This is a genomic window from Micromonospora sp. WMMD710 (assembly GCF_029626045.1).
GTDB lineage: Bacteria > Actinomycetota > Actinomycetes > Mycobacteriales > Micromonosporaceae > Micromonospora.
This window is the reverse complement of the sequence record NZ_JARUBD010000001.1, coordinates 5,773,456-5,788,846: the sequence shown is the minus strand read 5'-3', so window position 1 is coordinate 5,788,846 and position 15,391 is coordinate 5,773,456. Positions and strand designations below refer to the sequence as shown.

Sequence of the window (15,391 nt, the reverse complement as noted above, 5' to 3'; positions counted from 1 at the left end):
GCCCGCCGTACGACCTGAGGGGCCGCCCGGTGACGGACGGCCCCTCAGGTGTCACGGGGTCGGGATCAGCTCGCCCGGCGGGTCGAGTGGGCCGGTGCCCTCCACCGGGCGGACCAGCTCCACCTCGACCTCGTGCGGCCGGATCCGGCCGGCGGCGATGTCCTCGGCGAAGTGGCAGGCCACCCGGTGCCCGCCGACCACGTCGCGCAGTTCCGGCCGCTCGTCGGCGCACCGGGTCGGCTGCGCCCACGGGCACCGGGTGTGGAACCGGCAGCCCGACGGCGGGTTGGTCGGCGACGGCAGGTCACCGGCGAGCAGGATCCGCTCCCGGCGGTCCTCCACCACCGGGTCCGGCACCGGCACCGCGGACATGAGCGCGCGCGTGTACGGGTGCATCGGCTCGCGGTAGAGGTCGTCGCTGGACGCCTCCTCCACCAGCCCACCCAGATACATCACGCCCACCGTGTCGGCGATGTGCCGCACCACCGCCAGGTCGTGCGCGATGATCAGGTAGGTCAGGCCGCGCTCGTTCTGCAGGTCCTCCAGCAGGTTGAGCACCTGGGCCTGGATCGACACGTCCAGCGCGGAGACCGGCTCGTCGGCGACGATCAGGTCCGGGTTGAGGACCAGCGCCCGGGCGATGCCGATGCGCTGGCGCTGGCCGCCGGAGAACTCGTGCGGGTACTTGCTGAGAGCCGACGCGGGAAGGCCGACCGCCTCCAGCGTCTCGCGCAGCCGACGGTTCGTCTCGGCCTTGTCGCCGGCCAACCCGTGCGCCTTGAGCCCCTCCACCAGCAGCGACTCCACCGACTGCCGGGGGTCGAGGCTGGACAGCGGGTCCTGGAAGATCATCTGCATGCGGCGGCGGGCGTGCCGCATCGCCTCGCCCTTGAGAGCGCGGACGTCGGTGCCGTCGAAGATGATCTCGCCGTCGGTGGGTTCGACGAGCCGCAGCAGGCCACGACCCAGCGTCGACTTGCCGCAGCCCGACTCGCCCACCAGGCCGTACGTCTCACCCTTGCGGATGCTCAGCGACACGCCGTCCACGGCGTAGACATAGCCGACGGTCCGGTCGAAGAGCAGGCCACTCTTGATCGGAAAGTGGACCTTGACGTCACGCAGCTCGATCAGGGGACCGGTCTGGTCGGTCATCGGGCCGCCACCTCCTCGGAGACGGGGTTGTTGCAGCGAAGGTCGCCACCGGTGGCAGTGGGTTCGAGCGGCGGGGGCCCTTCCAGGCACGCGTCCACGACGTTGTCGCAGCGCGGCGCGAACGCGCACCCCTCGGCCCACGGGATGTTGTCGGAGACCGACCCGCGGATCGCGTGCAGCCGCTCGCCGCGCGGCGAGTCCAGCCGGGGCACCGAGTTGAGCAGCCCGTGGGTGTACGGGTGCCGGGCGTGCGCGAACAGCTCGTGCCGTCGCGCCCGCTCGACCACCTTGCCGCCATAGAGCACGTTGACGGTGTCGCAGAGCCCGGCCACCACGCCCAGATCGTGCGTGATCATGACGAGCGCGGTGCCGGTCTCGTCGACCAACTGCTTGAGCAGGGTGAGGATCTGCGCCTGGATGGTCACGTCGAGCGCGGTCGTCGGCTCGTCGGCGATCAGCAGCCGCGGCTTGCAGGCCAGCGCGATGGCGATCAGCGCGCGCTGGCGCATGCCGCCGGAGATCTGGTGCGGGTATTCGCTGAGTCGCCGCTGCGGGTCGGGGATGCCGACCGCGTCGAGCAGGTCCCGCGACTCCCGCAACGCCTGCTTGCGGTCCCGGCCCTGGTGGCGTTCCAGCACCTCGGCCACCTGCACACCGATCGGGACGACCGGGTTCAACGACGACAGCGGGTCCTGGAAGATCATGCTGATCTCCCGGCCCCGCCGGTCACGCATGTCGTCCGGTCGCAGCTTCAGCAGGTCGGTGCCCTCGAAGAGCACCTCCCCGGTGACCTTGTTGCCCCGCTTGGGCAGCAGGCCCATGATGGCCAGGCTGGTCACGCTCTTGCCGCAGCCGGACTCGCCGACCAGGCCGACGGTCTGCCCCGGCTCCACGGTGAAGCTGACCTTGTCGACGGCGGTGAAGGGCCGCTCGCCTCGCCGCTGGAACACCACGCTCAGGTCACGGACGTCGAGCAGGCTCATCGGGTCACTTCCTCTCGCCGGCAGAGGCCGGCCGTGCTGGTTGCGCGCACCGCGATCACCGCCGGTTCTTCGGGTCGATGGCCTCACGCATCGCCTCACCGAGCAGGGTGAAGCCGAGCGCGACCACGATGATCGCGAGCGCCGGGTAGTACGCCAGTTCCGGTCGGACCTCGAAGTACCGCTGACCGTCCACGCCCAGCATCAGACCCCACTCGGCCCGGTTGATGTCCGGGTCGCCGAGGCCCAGGAAGGAGAGCGCCGCGGCGTCCAGGATGGACACCGCGAAGGTCAGGGTGGCCTGCACGATCACCGCGGTCAGCGAATTGGGCAGCATGTGCCGCAGCACGATGTTGCGCTCCTTGACGCCGAGCGCGCGGGCGGCGAGCACGTGGTCGCTCTCCCGCTGGGCCAGCATGGAGCCGCGCAGCAGTCGGGCGAAGATCGGCACGCTCACGATCGCCACCGCGAAGATCACCGTCCACTGACTCGACCGGCTCGCCATCGCGACGAGCGTGATCGCGAGCAGCAGGCTCGGCAGGGCCAGCATCACGTCGGTGAGTCGCATCAGAACCACGTCGATCCAGCCGCCGAAGGCACCGGCTATCGCGCCGATCAGCACACCGAGCACCAGGCCGATGAGGGTGGCGAGCACGCCGACGAAGAGCGTCTGCCGGGCGCCGTAGATCATGCGAGACAGGAAGTCCCGACCGAGCGGGTCGGAACCGAACGGGAAGTCGCCGCTGGCACCCGGGATCGAGTCCACGGTGAGGTTCTTCGTCAGCTCGTCGAAGCGCTGTACCGGGTCGTGTGGCGCGATCAGCGGGGCGAAGATCGCCACCAGGATGAACAGGCCGACGATGCTGGCCCCGACGATGGCGACCGGGTTGCGCCGCAACCGACGCACGGCGTCCCGGACTAGGCTGACCCCGCCCCGGTCGGACGCACTCGCCCGGGCCAGTTCGTCCAGCCGTGCCTTCTTGCGGTCGCCGAGCACGCCGATGCTGCGCTCGCTCATGCCGGGGCGTGGTTTGTCGTCCCCACTACGGGGTGCCGGCGCTCCGGCCTGGATGATCGGATCACTCATCGCACACGCACCCTCGGGTCGATGAAGGCGTAGGAGAGGTCGACCAGCAGGTTGACCACCACGAAGACCAGCGCGGCGAGCAGGATGATCGCCTGGAGCACCGGGTAGTCCCGGCCGCCGCTGATCGAGTCCGTGATCAGCGTGCCGAGGCCGCCCCAGTTGTAGACCTTCTCGGTGAGCACCGCGCCGGAGAGGAGCGCGCCGGTCTGCAGACCGATGGTGGTGACGACCGGCAGCAGCGCGTTGCGCAGGATGTGCCGGCCCCGGATGGTGCGATGCCGCAGGCCCTTGGCCTCGGCGGTCCGCACGTAGTCCTCGTTGAGCACGTCGAGCACGCTGGCCCGGGTGATCCGCACGATCACGGCCAGCGGGATCGTGGCCAGCGTGATCGCCGGCAGGATCAGGTGCCACAACGCGTCGGCGCTGGCGTCGAACTCCCGGGTCAGCAGGCCATCGAGGACGAAGAACCCGGTGACGTTCGTGTTGTCCAGTCCGGTGGTGAGCCGTCCGGACGGCGGGAACCAGTGGATGTTCTGCGTGAAGACGTCCTTGAGCAGGTAGCCCAGGAAGAAGATCGGAATCGAGATGCCGAGCAGGGTGCCTGCGATGGTGAGGTTGTCCGGCCAACGCCCTCGCCAGCGCGCGGCGAGATACCCCAACGGCACCCCGAGCCCGACGGCGATGATCATCGCGGCGATGGCCAGCTCGATGGTGGCCGGAAAGGCACGGCTGATGACCTCGGTGACCGGGTCACCGGTCCGGATCGAGTTGCCGAAGTCGCCGGTGAGGACTCGCTGCATGAACTTGCCGTACTGCACCAGGATCGGCTGGTCGTAGCCGAGCGCCTTGGTCAGCAGGGCGCGGCGCTCCGGCGTGGCCCGCTCGCCGAGGAGCGCCTCGACGGGACCGCCGGGCAGATTCCGCAGCCAGATAAAGATCAGCGCCGACAGGGCTATGAGGGTCACCACCAACTGCAGCAGGCGGCGGACTATGACTCGCAACATCTCTCACACCAGACTCTCGATGGTCGCGGAATCGGCCCGGGCAGGGGAGAAACCCCCAACCCGGGCCGATTCCGCCTACGGCGTCAGCCGATTGACGTCACTTCTTGACGCTGACGGTGTTGAACCGCTCGTCAGTCAGCGGGCTGGCCTTCAGGCCCTCGACGTCCTTGGTGACGACGATCGCCGGCGGCGCGTGCCAGACCGGCACGGCCGGCAGCCACTTGGCGGCGATGTCCCGGTTGACCTGCTCCCAGGCGGCCTTCTTGGCGGCGTCGTCGACGGTGCCGTCGGCCTTGGCGATGGCGTCGAACATCTCGTTCATCGACTGGTCGCCGAACTCGACCTTGCCCCGGCCGAAGAACGTGCCGACGAAGTTGCCCGGGTCGTTGTAGTCACCGGTCCAGCCGAGGATGTGCAGGTCCTGCTTGCCGAACTGCTGCACGTCGTCCTTGAAGCCACCGTTCCACGGACGAGGCACACCGTTGACCTTGATGCCCACGGCCTGGAGGTCGTTGGCGAGGACGGTGAAGATCTCCTGCGGGTTCGGCATGTACGGCCGGGAGACGTCCGGCGGGTAGTAGAAGTTGAGCGTCAGACCCTCGGCGCCGGCCTCCTTGAGGAGCTGCTTGGCCTTGTCCGGGTTGTACTCGTACTTCTGCACGTCCGGGGCGTAGCCAAGCACGGTGTCCGGCATGAACTCGTCGGCGACCTTCGCGCCACCCGGGCCCTTGGTCTGCACCAGCTGCTGACGGTTGAGCGCGTAGGCGATCGCCTGCCGCACCCGCAGGTCCTTCAGCTTCGGGTTCTTCTGGTTGAGGCCCAGGTAGAGGATGTTGAAGGCCGGGCGGTTGATGACCTGGAAGCCCTCACCCTCGAGCGCCTTGCGGTCGGCCGGCGCCGGGAAGTCGATGCCCTGCACGGTGCCGGCACGGAGCTCCTGCTTGCGGGTGCTCTCGTCCTTGATGACCTTGATGATCACCTTGTCCACCTTGGCCTTGTCACCAAAGTAGTCCGGGTTCCGGTTGAGGGTGATCTCGTTCTTGGCCTTGTCCCAGCCACCGAAGGTGAACGGGCCGGTGCCGACCGGGTGCTCGTTGGCGAACGCGCTGTACGAGAACGAGTCACCGTTCTGCGTGACGGTGTCGGCGTCGTACTTCTTGAGCGCCTCGGGGCTCGCGATCGAGAGCGAGGTCAGCGCGAAGGCGCCCGGGAAGGCACCCTTGTACTTCTTGAGCGAGAGGACGGCGGTTCCGTCGTCCTTGGCCTCGCACTTGTCGTAGATCGACTCGCCGGCACCCTCGGCCTCGTTCTTCGCGAACCCGCCGAAGGTGTCCATGTAGTAGATCATCTGGGACTGGGCGGCGGCGCCCTTCATGTTGTACCAGCGGTCGAAGTTGTAGCAGACCGCGGCGGCGTTGAAGGGGGTGCCGTCGTGGAACTTCACGCCCTGACGGAGCTTGAACGTCCAGACCTTGCCCTCGGGGTCGTGCTCCCAGCTCTCGGCCAGGCCGCCCTCCAGCTCGGCGGTGCCCGGCTTGTGGCTCACCAGGGTGTCGAACATCTGCCGGACCGGCCGGAACGACTCACCGTCATCGTTGAAGATCGGATCGAAGTTCTTCGGGTCACCGGCACCCGCGAAGATGAAGGTGCCGCCAGTCTTGGCCTCGCCACTGCCGCCGTCGCGCTCACTTTCCGCGCAGCCGGCCGCGCCGACCGCCAGAGCGGCAACGGCCGCGATGGCCACAGCCGATTTGAGCCTTCTCGCCTGCATCTCTCACCTCTGTCATGCGCATGACCACGCCGAGCTGCGGCTCGGTCCGTGAGCGGGAGGCTATGGCATGTCACACGAGAAGCGAAACGGGCGTCAGGCAATCGCTACCAAGCCGACACCTTGCCCGGGGGTCTGACAGTCGACGGTCCGGCGAACACATGGAGCGACACATCGATCCACTCGGCGCCGGGCACCACGAAGGGGTGGCACCGTCGGTGACGGCACCACCCCCGGGGGTGCGACTCAAACCGCCCGACGGCCCTCGAAGGCCCTGCCGAGGGTGATTTCGTCGGCGTACTCCAGGTCGCCGCCGACCGGCAGCCCGCTGGCCAGCCGGGTCACCGAGATGCCCATCGGCTTCACCAACAGCGCCAGGTATGTGGCGGTCGCCTCACCCTCGGTGTTCGGGTCGGTGGCCAGGATCAGCTCCCGTACCGCCCCGCCGCTCAGCCGGGTCATCAACTCCCGGATGCGCAGGTTGTCCGGCCCGATCCCCTCCAGCGGATTGATCGCGCCGCCGAGCACGTGGTAGCGACCGCGGAACTCACCGGTCCGCTCGATGGCCACCACGTCCTTTGGTTCCTCCACCACGCACAGCACCTCGTCGGTGCGGCGCGGGTCGCGGCAGATCCGGCACTGCTCGGACTCGGCCACGTTGTAGCAGGTCGTGCAGAACCGCACCAGCTCCTTGACCTTGCGCAGCGCGCCGGCCAGCCGGGTGACGTCGGCCGGATCCGCCGACAGGACGTGGAACGCGATCCGCTGGGCGCTCTTCGGGCCCACGCCCGGCAGCCGACCCAGCTCGTCGATCAGGTCCTGGATGGCACCTTCGTACATCTGCCGGCTCAGAAACCGGGCAGGCCGAGGCCGCCCATGCCGCCGGCGACCGGGCCCATCTTGCGCTCGGTCAGCTCCCGGGCCGCCTCGGCGGCGTTGTGCACGGCCGCGACGACCAGGTCCTCCAGCGTCTCCACGTCGTCCGGGTCGACGGCCTTCGGGTCGATCTTGATGGCCTTGAGCTCGCCGGCGCCGGAGACCGTCGCGGTGACCAGCCCACCACCGGCGGTGCCGGTCAGCTCGGCCTCGGCCAGCTCGGCCTGGGCGGCGGCGATCTGCTGCTGCATCTTCTGCGCCTGCTTCAGCATCTGCTGCATGTTCGGCTGTCCACCTGGGCGCACGGATGGCTCCTTCTCGCACTCGTCTGCTCGGCCGCCGCCCAGCCTAACCGCTGTGACCGACCCTGCCCCGCCCGGCGCGTCCGCCCACGCCGGGCACGCGTCGGGCCACTCAGCGTCGGTCGTAACGACCGGATAGGCAGATCGCCGATCGCACGGACGAGTGCTGACGTACCGTGCGTAAGCGGGCATTTTTAGGGTCCGCCTGTCCGCTATCCGGCGTTACGACAGCGACAGCATCGCTGAGATCAGGAGGTTGTCATGAAGATGCGGGCGGCTCGGATGTACGGCTACAACGAACCATGGCGGCTGGAGGAGATTCCGGTTCCCGAGCTCGGGCGGGACGAGGTCCTGATCAAAGTGGCGGCGACCGGCATGTGTCGCAGCGACTTCCAGCTCGTCGAGGGATATTTCCAGGCCGCCGCGCCGATCGAGTTCCCCATCACGCCGGGGCACGAGATCGCGGGTCACGTGGCCGGTCGGGGTGCCGAGGTGCCCGCCTCGGCGGGCCTCTCCGAGGGCGATCTGGTCGTGGTGAACCCCGGCTGGGGCGACGGGACCTGCCGGCAGTGTCATGAGGGCAACGAGCAGATGTGCACCGGCACCGGCGGATGGCCAGGTTTCGGGCCGCCCGGCGGATTCGCGGAGTACGTCGCGGTGCCGCATCGCCAGCTCATCCGGGTGCCGGCCGGCGACAGCCAGCAGCCCGAGAACTTTGCGCCGCTGACCGATGCCGGGCTGACCCCGTACCGCGGGGTGAAGAAGCTGAGCGCGGCCGGCAAGCTCGGCCCGGGACGTACGGTGGTGGTGGCCGGCATCGGCGGCCTGGGCAGCTACGCCGTGCAATACGCGAAGCTGCTCGGCGCCGGCGCGACCGTGGTCGGATTCTCCCGTACCGACGACAAGCTCGAGGTCGCCAGGCGCAACGGCGCCGATCACACCGTCAACACTCGGGGCAAGAGTGCCGGCCAGGTGCAGGACGAGCTCGAGAGACTCACCGGCCGCCGGGCGGTCGACGCGGTCCTGGACTGCACGGGCGCCAAGGAGTCGATCGCGCTCGACTTCGCGATCCTGGGGTCCGAGGGGGCGGTCGTCGCAGTCGGCCTGATGGGCACCCAGGTCGAGGTCCCCCTGAACTTCATCGTCGGCGGCGAGCTGCAATTCCTCGGATCGTTCTGGGGCAACTACAACGATCTGACCGAGGTTCTCGCGCTGGCCGCCGCAGGGCGGATCGAGCACACCGTCACCGCGGTGCGGCTCGACGAGATCAACGAGAATCTCCAAGCGTTGGGCCGCGGTGACGTGGTGGGCCGCAGGGTCGTCGTCTTCGACTGAGGACCCCCCGGATCACGGGCTCGGGGTGTCAGCGGGCATCGACCTCGTTGATCTTTTCGGCACCGAAGGTTTCCCGGAGCAGCCGTACCGCCTGTTCCTCGCTGGACTCCCGCGCGGTCTTCTCGTCGATGACGTCGTCCAACGGCTCGTCGCCCGGGTCGAACCCCTCCAGGGCCGGGGCCGCCGCCGGGGCGGCGCCACCCGGCCGACCGCCGCGCAGCGGGCCGTCGAAGTCCGGGTCGTAGGGCGGCTCGCCCGCCCATTCGGCGTCCGCGACAGGCCGGGCTGCCGCTGCGGTACGCGCACCGCGCCCCGCCGCCGCCGCGCGGGCGGCGGCGATGGCGCTGCTCACCGGTGCGCCACCGGCTGCCGCCGGCTGCCGGGCCGCCGGTGTCGGGTTGCCCGCCCGCACGTCCGGCTTACCGGTCGCCGAGCCGGAGCCACCCGAGCGGTCACCGTTCGCTCCCAGGCCGACACCGTTCGCCGTGCCGTGGCCACCGCCGTCCGACGCGCCACGGGCCGCGTCGGCGCCGTTCACGCCGGATGCCGAGGCGGGGACGCGGTCAGCCACGGCGGCGCCACCAGGTCGGGCAGCTTCCGGCCAGTCCTCCCCGTCCGTCGCCTGGACCGCGGGAGCGTAGCCGCCGGGGCGGGCAGCCTCAGGCCAGTCGTCCTCGTCGTCGGCCACCGAGCCAGCGGGCTGCGTGTTCGACGCGCCAGCAGCCGTGGCCGGGGTCGTCGAGCCAGCAGCCGTGGCCGGGGTCGTCGGAGCGGTGGCCGGGGTCGTTGCGCTGGGCGATGCGTTCGCCGGGGCGGGTCGGGCAGCCGCCGGAGCAGGCGGCGCGGCAGCCGTCGCGGGTGGGGCGGACAGCGGCGTGCCACCTCGTTCGCCGGCCACCTCGCAACGGATCTGCCAGCGCCCGCCCAACTCCTCGTACAGCGCGTCGGTGAGCACCGCCGCGTGGTCGGCCATCATCTTGGCCAGCACGGTCGACTTGACCGTCAGCACCAGCATGTCGCCGTCGAGTTCACGGACGACCGCGTCACGCATCAGGGCGGCGATGCGCTTGTTGGTCCGGTTGACCTTGCCGACCACGTCGGGCCAGACCCGGCGGACCGCGACGGCGTCCAGCGCGGCAGCCAGCGCACCCGGTCGGGGCGGTACGGGTGTCGCCGGGTCGGGGAGCACCGCTGACGGTGGCACCACGCGGCGCGGGGCGGGCGAGCCACCAGCCGACACAGCGCCGGGCGACGCCGGGATCGGCGAGTCGGCGGTCGAGGCGGAAGCGCCCGACGGCTGAGCACCCGAGATCGGAGCACTCTGGGCTGCGGCGCTGCGGGTCGGGGACGATGCCGGGTCGACCTCCCACGGCGGGGCAGAGGTCGGGGCGTTGACCGGGGTCGGGTTGGCTGCGGCAGCCAGGACGGGGGCGGCGGGCTGTGGGCGTACACCTGGGTTGGTGGGGGTTTCGCCGCCGCCCAGGGTGAGTCGGCGTTCCATCCGCTCCAGGCGCTGGAGCAGGCCGCCGGCGGAGTCGTGCGCGCCGGGGAGCAGCATCCGGGCGCAGATCAACTCCAGCAGCAGCCGGGGGGCGGTGGTGCCGCGCATCTCCACCAGGCCGTCGTGCACGATGTCGGCGCAGCGGGAGAGCGTGCCGGGGCCGAGTTGCGCGGCCTGCGCGGCCATCCGCTCGATCTGGTCGGCGGGGCCGTCGATGAGGCCCTTCGCGGCGGCGTCCGGCACCTGCTGGATCACGATCAGGTCGCGCAGCCGCTCCAGCAGATCGGAGGCGAACCGGCGCATGTCGTGCCCGGCCTCGGCGACCCGGTCGACGGTGGCGTACGCGGCGGCGCCGTCCCCGGCGGCCAGCGCGTCGCACATCTCGTCGATCAGCGCCGAGTCGGTGACCCCGAGCAGCGCGACGGCCCGCGCGTAGCTGACCCCCTCCGGACCGGCGCCGGCGATGAGCTGGTCGAGCACGGAGAGGCTGTCCCGCATGCTGCCGCCACCGGCACGGACCACCAGTGGAAAGACCGCCGGCTCGACGGCGACGCCCTCGGCCTGGGTGAGCTGCTCCAGGTACGGGCGGACCACCTTCGGCGGGAACAGCCGGAACGGGTAGTGGTGGGTCCGCGACCGGATCGTGCCGAGGACCTTCTCCGGCTCGGTGGTGGCGAAGATGAACTTGACGTACTCCGGGGGCTCCTCGACCAGTTTGAGCAGGGCGTTGAAGCCCTGGGTCGAGACCATGTGCGCCTCGTCGATGATGTAGATCTTGAAGCGGCTGTTGGCCGGCGCGAAGAACGCACGCTCGCGCAGCTCGCGGGCGTCGTCGACACCGCCGTGGCTGGCCGCGTCGATCTCGATCACGTCGATGGAGCCGGTGCCGTCGGTGGCCAGCGAGCGGCACGACTCACACTTGCCGCACGGCTCCGGGGTGGGGCCCTGCTCACAGTTGAGCGAGCGGGCCATGATCCGGGCGCTGGTGGTCTTGCCGCAGCCACGGGGGCCGGAGAAGAGGTAGGCGTGGTTGAGCCGACCGCTGCGCAGCGCCTGCGACAACGGCTCGGTGACGTGCTCCTGCCCGATGACCTCGGCGAAGGTACGCGGCCGGTACTTGCGGTAGAGCGCCAGCGTCACTCGTCCCGCCTCCTCTCGACCGAGCCATTCTGCGCCGGTCGGGCGCGGGTGACCACCCACCACCCCGGGCAGACTGGCCGCCGCGCGTTGATCAACTCGGCTTCCTGGAAATCGGGGTGTCCGCAGGCCCGGGACACCCCGACATCATGGATGACGAGTGGATCAACCGGTCCACAGACAAAAAGGCCTCCCGTGCACCCGGCAGAGCTCGCTTATCCTTGCTGCCTTCCGGCCCTGGGGAGGTTCACGAGATACCGCCGCACGGGAGGTGACGCCCAGCCTACCCGACCGCCCGTCGATCTTCAGGGGGTGGTGGGGTGGCCCGGCCGACAGGGGCCTGTATCCTGGCTCGCGGAGGATTCGCCTAGAGGCCTAGGGCGCACGCTTGGAAAGCGTGTTGGGTTTACACCCTCACGAGTTCGAATCTCGTATCCTCCGCTCGCTTGAGCAGCACGAACGACAGGGCCGGCCCCGACAGGGACCGGCCCTGAGTCGTCTGACGGAATACCGGTCGGCCAGGGGTTGATCTTGTGTTCTCATCGACGTCATGGCTGATGCGGCGTGGGAGTGGGACGAGACGTTGTACGCGGGCAGCGCCGGCCACTACAGCAGGGGTCGACTGCCCTATCCACCCGATCTCGCCGAGGCCATCGGTATCGCGCTCGATCTGGACGGCCCCGGCCGGCTCCTCGACGTCGGCTGCGGCCCTGGCTCGTTGACGCTGCTGCTCGCGCCCCTGTTCGAGTCGGCCGTGGGCGTCGACCCCGACCAGGGCATGCTCGGTGAGGCGCGACGCCGGGCCGGCGAGGCCGGGGTCACCAACGTCGAGTGGCGGCACCTGCGGGCCGAGGAACTGCCGGCCGACCTGGGTACGTTCCGGGTGGCCACGTTCGCCCAGTCGTTCCACTGGATGGATCGGCCGCTGGTGGCCCGGCGGGTCCGCGACATGCTCGCGCCCGACGGGGCCTGGGTCCACGTCAGCGCCACCACCCACCAGGGCGTGACCGCGGATGACCCGCTGCCGTATCCCCGACCGCCGTGGCCGCAGATCAACGAACTGGTCGCGAGCTACCTGGGACCGGTCCGGCGGGCCGGGCAGGGGTTGCTGCACTCCGGCACGCCGGGAGGCGAGGGGGAGGTCATGCGCGAGGCGGGCTTCACCGGCCCCACCCGGGTCACGGTCGAGCAGGGCATGGTCGTGGAACGCTCGGTGGACGAGATCACCTCGGCGGTGTTCTCGCTGTCCAGTTCGGCGCCACACCTGTTCGCCGACCGGCTCCCCGCCTTCGAGGCGGACCTGCGCAGTCTGTTGACGACGGCAGCCCCCGACGGCCGCTTCGCCGAGCGGCGACGCGACATCGAGGTCGTGATCTGGCGACCCTGACGCGCAGCAAGCCGCGAACGCGGGGGCCAGGGCGTGGTCAGGCGCGGGCGCGGGCCCAGGAGAGGAAGCGCTCGGTCAGCCGGGCCGGGTCGACGTCGATGAGCTGTTCGCTGGCCTCAACCTGGACGGTCGCCAGGTAGACGGTCAACGCCAGCCGATCGTGGATGCGCGGGAAACCAGCGTTGAACGCCTTCGCCATTACCTTCAGCGACCGCTTCCCCGCCACTGAAAACTACTAACCAAGTTCGTCGGAAACCGTTGGCGAACAGCCCTCGAAACGGGCATACCTCTACCTTCGGAACGCCCCGGTTGGCGGGGGGGTCGGGGTTGCGGCTGCGGTGTTCCGGGCTGTGCTCGTGGAGGTGGGGCTATGCGGGATGATGTGGGCCGTGACTCTGTCCCACTGAGCGCTCACCGCTGCGGCTGCGACCCGTTTGTCGATAAGATCACGGAGGTATGGCCGTCCGGCTGCGGCCTCGCGGGCGTACTCCGCTGGGCTGAAGTTGGGAATCGGTCCAGTGGGGGCTGGCGTTTCGGGGAATGTCGCCATACTCGGCCACGCCGCCCTGCCAGCGAAATAATTGAGCATCAACTCCGACGAATTGCCCAAAATCAGCTTGCCATCATCAACGGCTGTTGTGAAATTCCATCTTTTTGCAAAGGCAGACAACAACCCTCCATGATCCACAGCCCCACCGCTGCGGATTGAATTGAACCATACGTAAATAGCGGACTCTTCTACGCTAACGCGTCGCTTCGGAAGCCCGCGTTTGGCCTTGATGAATCTCTCGAAGGATTCGATATTTTTCTGCAGAGCACGCTCTCTGAAACTAAGCTCAATTTCCGACCCATCAGAGGGCATTTCTCTCACACCTCGCCGTTGTTGACGGCGGCGACGGTGTGTCCGAGCACGTCGCGGAAGAACTCTTCCGCACCGCCTGACAAAGTATCCGGAAGACCCATATCCTCGACATCCTGGAGATACGCTGCGGCCTCACCTGCGTTGGGGACCAGGGTCAAATTTCAATGACCGGTGACCGAGCCAATCCATGACATTGCGCAGGTTGATGGCCTGCTCTTGCTGAGTGGACATGACTCCCCTTGTCCCGACGTGTCGTTCGGCCGACGACTCATCAACAGGAACGGATTCGACCACCAGGCGGTTCACGCCGGGCACGCCCGGCCGAAGAGCATCCGCAAGGTCGAGCTTGACCGTCCAGCAGCCTGTCCGTCGCCGGTTCTGCTCGCGGTCGCGTCGGTGGTCTCGAAGTAGGGTCGGGTCGTCGAGATCACCGAGCGGGCCGCGGGCCTACGACGCGGTGTGGTACGGCCTCGGCGCGGCCCGGGACCGGCTCACCGGCGCCCGGCGGGTGCCCGATGACAGCACGCGAGGTCAACCGCGAGCCCCAGGAGCGAGGCCCAGGGTAGTCAGGCGCGGGCGCGGGCCCAGGAGAGGAAGCGCTCGGTCAGCCGGGCCGGGTCGACGTCGATGAGCTGTTCGCTGGCCTCAACCTGGACGGTCGCCAGGTAGACGGTCAACGCCAGCCGATCGTGCCGGTACTCCCCGAGCAGCCGCAGCTTCGCGGCCGAGCAGGGCCAGGCGATGCCGCACGCCGCGCAGCGCCAGGTGGGGCGGCTCGGTAGGTGGTCCCGGTGTCGACGGCGGGGCATGTGCGGGCCTCCTTCGCGGTGGAAGAGGGTCGCCCCGCCTCCCCGTCGGGGCGACCCTCTGACTGACGCCGACCGCCGGGCTCGCGCGCCTCCACCGGTCACGCCGTCTTCTGTGGAACCACCCTCCGGCGCGTAGTCGGACAGGTACACCGCGTAGCGATATGGTCTCCAGATATTCGAGACATCCGATGGAGGGGCCGTGAACGACGCGCTACGGGTGGCACTCAGCGACACCGGGCACACCACCGAATCCCTCGCCGAGACTGTCGGCGTCGACCCGAAGACCGTGGGCCGCTGGTTGACCGAGGGGCGCATCCCGCATCCTCGGCACCGCCTGGCGGCGGCGGAAGCCCTGCACAAGGACGTGTCTGACATTTGGCCGGACACTTCGAGACGTCGTGACCCCATTTGGTTTCGTCCGTGGCAGGAGATCGAGCGCGAGGCGGTGTCGCTGCGCTGGTTCGAATCGACGGTTCTGCCGGGGCTGCTCCAGACCGAGGCGTACGCCCGCGCGGTGCTCGGCGGTGCGGGCCTGATCCCCCGGGGTGAGATCGAGCGGCATATCACCGTCCGACTCGGCCGGCAGGGCGTGCTCAAGCGTGACGACCCTCCGCAGTTCACGGCGGTCATCGACGAGGCGATCCTGCGCCGGCCGGTCGGCGGCCGGTCGACCATGCGCGAGCAACTGCTGGCGGTCGTCGCCGCGTGCGCCGAGCCGCACATCCGGGTGCACGTCGTGCCCAGCGCGGTCGGCGCGTACGCCGGTCTCAACGGGCCGTTCGTGATCGCCAACAGTCACGACCACCGGGTCGCCGGCTACCTGGACAACCAACTCCAGGGACAAGTCGTTAGCGACCCGGACGACATCGCGACCATAATGGCGGCATGGGAGAACGTGCGCGGGGAGGCGCTGTCCCACTGGCAGTCGGTCGATCTCATCACGGAAGTGGCGGAGTCATGGAGCTGAACGGCGCACGGTGGCGTAAGAGCAGCCGCAGCAGCGGCAACGGTGGCGCGTGTGTCGAGGTCGCCGACAACCTGCCCGGTGTGGTCGGCGTACGGGATTCCAAGGACCCGGCCGGTCCGGCGCTCGCCTTCGCGCCGGCGGCCTGGCGCGCGTTCGTCACCCAGCTCGCCCGGCGGGCCTGAACGGCCACGATCATTCATTGATCATTCGGCTGCCACGACCTA

The 15,391-nt window shown here is 69.4% G+C and carries 16 protein-coding genes, 1 tRNA gene and 1 other RNA gene; 6 read left to right on the top strand and 12 right to left on the bottom strand.

Annotated features, from left to right (window positions below):
- Positions 1-51: 51 nt before the first annotated feature.
- From O7620_RS26865 to O7620_RS26835, 7 genes are all read right to left on the bottom strand, one after another.
- Positions 52-1,152: an oligopeptide/dipeptide ABC transporter ATP-binding protein gene (locus O7620_RS26865; RefSeq protein WP_151491054.1), complete on the bottom strand. Its 1,101-nt coding sequence runs from the start codon at positions 1,150-1,152 to the stop codon at positions 52-54.
- Complete coding sequence (locus tag O7620_RS26860; protein WP_278125880.1) at positions 1,149-2,135, bottom strand: ABC transporter ATP-binding protein; 987 nt, start codon at positions 2,133-2,135, stop codon at positions 1,149-1,151. The genes O7620_RS26865 and O7620_RS26860 overlap by 4 nt, the downstream gene beginning before the upstream one ends.
- A gap of 55 nt (positions 2,136-2,190) precedes the next feature.
- The gene (locus tag O7620_RS26855; protein WP_225854614.1) at positions 2,191-3,150 is read right to left on the bottom strand and encodes an ABC transporter permease; all 960 of its coding nucleotides are present in this window, start codon (positions 3,148-3,150) and stop codon (positions 2,191-2,193) included.
- A gap of 65 nt (positions 3,151-3,215) precedes the next feature.
- Positions 3,216-4,223, bottom strand: a complete 1,008-nt coding sequence (locus tag O7620_RS26850; protein ID WP_151491056.1) for an ABC transporter permease — start codon at positions 4,221-4,223, stop codon at positions 3,216-3,218.
- Between the two features lie 97 nt (positions 4,224-4,320).
- Positions 4,321-5,994, bottom strand: coding sequence for an ABC transporter substrate-binding protein (locus tag O7620_RS26845; protein ID WP_278125878.1), 1,674 nt, complete (start codon positions 5,992-5,994; stop codon positions 4,321-4,323).
- A 243-nt stretch (positions 5,995-6,237) separates the two neighbouring features.
- The gene (gene recR, locus O7620_RS26840) at positions 6,238-6,831 is read right to left on the bottom strand and encodes a recombination mediator RecR (RefSeq protein ID WP_151491058.1); all 594 of its coding nucleotides are present in this window, start codon (positions 6,829-6,831) and stop codon (positions 6,238-6,240) included.
- Between the two features lie 8 nt (positions 6,832-6,839).
- Positions 6,840-7,148, bottom strand: coding sequence for a YbaB/EbfC family nucleoid-associated protein (locus O7620_RS26835; RefSeq protein WP_238433593.1), 309 nt, complete (start codon positions 7,146-7,148; stop codon positions 6,840-6,842).
- 282 nt (positions 7,149-7,430) lie between these two features.
- Between O7620_RS26835 and O7620_RS26830 the strand changes: the two genes are divergently transcribed.
- Positions 7,431-8,504 carry an NAD(P)-dependent alcohol dehydrogenase gene (locus tag O7620_RS26830; RefSeq protein WP_151491061.1) on the top strand — a complete coding sequence of 358 codons (1,074 nt, stop codon included), beginning with the start codon at positions 7,431-7,433 and terminating at the stop codon, positions 8,502-8,504.
- A gap of 28 nt (positions 8,505-8,532) precedes the next feature.
- On the opposite strand, the gene O7620_RS26825 is transcribed toward O7620_RS26830, so the two are convergent.
- Entirely contained in the window at positions 8,533-11,145 is a 2,613-nt protein-coding gene (locus O7620_RS26825) for a DNA polymerase III subunit gamma and tau (protein ID WP_278125877.1), read from the bottom strand.
- A 181-nt stretch (positions 11,146-11,326) separates the two neighbouring features.
- Positions 11,327-11,416, bottom strand: an RNA gene (ffs, locus tag O7620_RS26820) — signal recognition particle sRNA small type.
- A gap of 82 nt (positions 11,417-11,498) precedes the next feature.
- On the opposite strand from ffs, the gene O7620_RS26815 reads away from it, so the two are divergent.
- Positions 11,499-11,583: transfer RNA gene (locus O7620_RS26815), tRNA-Ser, on the top strand.
- Between the two features lie 109 nt (positions 11,584-11,692).
- On the top strand, positions 11,693-12,529 hold the full coding sequence (locus O7620_RS26810) for a class I SAM-dependent methyltransferase (protein ID WP_278125876.1): 837 nt from the start codon (positions 11,693-11,695) through the stop codon (positions 12,527-12,529).
- Between the two features lie 37 nt (positions 12,530-12,566).
- Here the strand turns inward: O7620_RS26810 and O7620_RS26805 are convergent, their stop codons facing one another.
- Together O7620_RS26805 and O7620_RS26800 are read right to left on the bottom strand one after the other, a co-directional pair.
- Positions 12,567-12,728: a hypothetical protein gene (locus tag O7620_RS26805; protein ID WP_278125875.1), complete on the bottom strand. Its 162-nt coding sequence runs from the start codon at positions 12,726-12,728 to the stop codon at positions 12,567-12,569.
- A gap of 668 nt (positions 12,729-13,396) precedes the next feature.
- Positions 13,397-13,549: a hypothetical protein gene (locus O7620_RS26800; protein WP_278125874.1), complete on the bottom strand. Its 153-nt coding sequence runs from the start codon at positions 13,547-13,549 to the stop codon at positions 13,397-13,399.
- 13 nt (positions 13,550-13,562) lie between these two features.
- Between O7620_RS26800 and O7620_RS26795 the strand changes: the two genes are divergently transcribed.
- Positions 13,563-13,802 carry a hypothetical protein gene (locus tag O7620_RS26795; RefSeq protein WP_278125872.1) on the top strand — a complete coding sequence of 80 codons (240 nt, stop codon included), beginning with the start codon at positions 13,563-13,565 and terminating at the stop codon, positions 13,800-13,802.
- Positions 13,803-13,957: 155 nt separating this feature from the next.
- Here O7620_RS26795 and O7620_RS26790 read toward each other — a convergent pair whose 3' ends face one another.
- Positions 13,958-14,200 (bottom strand): flavin reductase, encoded by a 243-nt coding sequence (locus tag O7620_RS26790; protein WP_151491024.1) that lies wholly within the window; start codon positions 14,198-14,200, stop codon positions 13,958-13,960.
- Positions 14,201-14,399: 199 nt separating this feature from the next.
- Between O7620_RS26790 and O7620_RS26785 the strand changes: the two genes are divergently transcribed.
- Together O7620_RS26785 and O7620_RS26780 are read left to right on the top strand one after the other, a co-directional pair.
- Positions 14,400-15,167: a helix-turn-helix transcriptional regulator gene (locus tag O7620_RS26785; RefSeq protein ID WP_278125870.1), complete on the top strand. Its 768-nt coding sequence runs from the start codon at positions 14,400-14,402 to the stop codon at positions 15,165-15,167.
- On the top strand, positions 15,158-15,349 hold the full coding sequence (locus tag O7620_RS26780) for a DUF397 domain-containing protein (protein WP_151491022.1): 192 nt from the start codon (positions 15,158-15,160) through the stop codon (positions 15,347-15,349). The genes O7620_RS26785 and O7620_RS26780 overlap by 10 nt, the downstream gene beginning before the upstream one ends.
- Positions 15,350-15,391: the final 42 nt, after the last annotated feature.

What these genes read in the sequence shown, in the direction of transcription:
- O7620_RS26780 (WP_151491022.1), top strand. Translation starts at nt 15,158, where the DNA reads ATGGAGCTGAACGGCGCACGGTGGCGTAAGAGCAGCCGCAGCAGCGGC.
- O7620_RS26865 (WP_151491054.1), bottom strand. Translation starts at nt 1,152, where the DNA reads ATGACCGACCAGACCGGTCCCCTGATCGAGCTGCGTGACGTCAAGGTC.
- O7620_RS26805 (WP_278125875.1), bottom strand. Translation starts at nt 12,728, where the DNA reads ATGGCGAAGGCGTTCAACGCTGGTTTCCCGCGCATCCACGATCGGCTG.
- O7620_RS26860 (WP_278125880.1), bottom strand. Translation starts at nt 2,135, where the DNA reads ATGAGCCTGCTCGACGTCCGTGACCTGAGCGTGGTGTTCCAGCGGCGA.
- O7620_RS26845 (WP_278125878.1), bottom strand. Translation starts at nt 5,994, where the DNA reads ATGCAGGCGAGAAGGCTCAAATCGGCTGTGGCCATCGCGGCCGTTGCC.
- O7620_RS26835 (WP_238433593.1), bottom strand. Translation starts at nt 7,148, where the DNA reads ATGCAGCAGATGCTGAAGCAGGCGCAGAAGATGCAGCAGCAGATCGCC.
- recR (WP_151491058.1), bottom strand. Translation starts at nt 6,831, where the DNA reads ATGTACGAAGGTGCCATCCAGGACCTGATCGACGAGCTGGGTCGGCTG.
- O7620_RS26850 (WP_151491056.1), bottom strand. Translation starts at nt 4,223, where the DNA reads ATGTTGCGAGTCATAGTCCGCCGCCTGCTGCAGTTGGTGGTGACCCTC.
- O7620_RS26855 (WP_225854614.1), bottom strand. Translation starts at nt 3,150, where the DNA reads ATGAGCGAGCGCAGCATCGGCGTGCTCGGCGACCGCAAGAAGGCACGG.
- O7620_RS26790 (WP_151491024.1), bottom strand. Translation starts at nt 14,200, where the DNA reads ATGCCCCGCCGTCGACACCGGGACCACCTACCGAGCCGCCCCACCTGG.
- O7620_RS26830 (WP_151491061.1), top strand. Translation starts at nt 7,431, where the DNA reads ATGAAGATGCGGGCGGCTCGGATGTACGGCTACAACGAACCATGGCGG.
- O7620_RS26810 (WP_278125876.1), top strand. Translation starts at nt 11,693, where the DNA reads ATGGCTGATGCGGCGTGGGAGTGGGACGAGACGTTGTACGCGGGCAGC.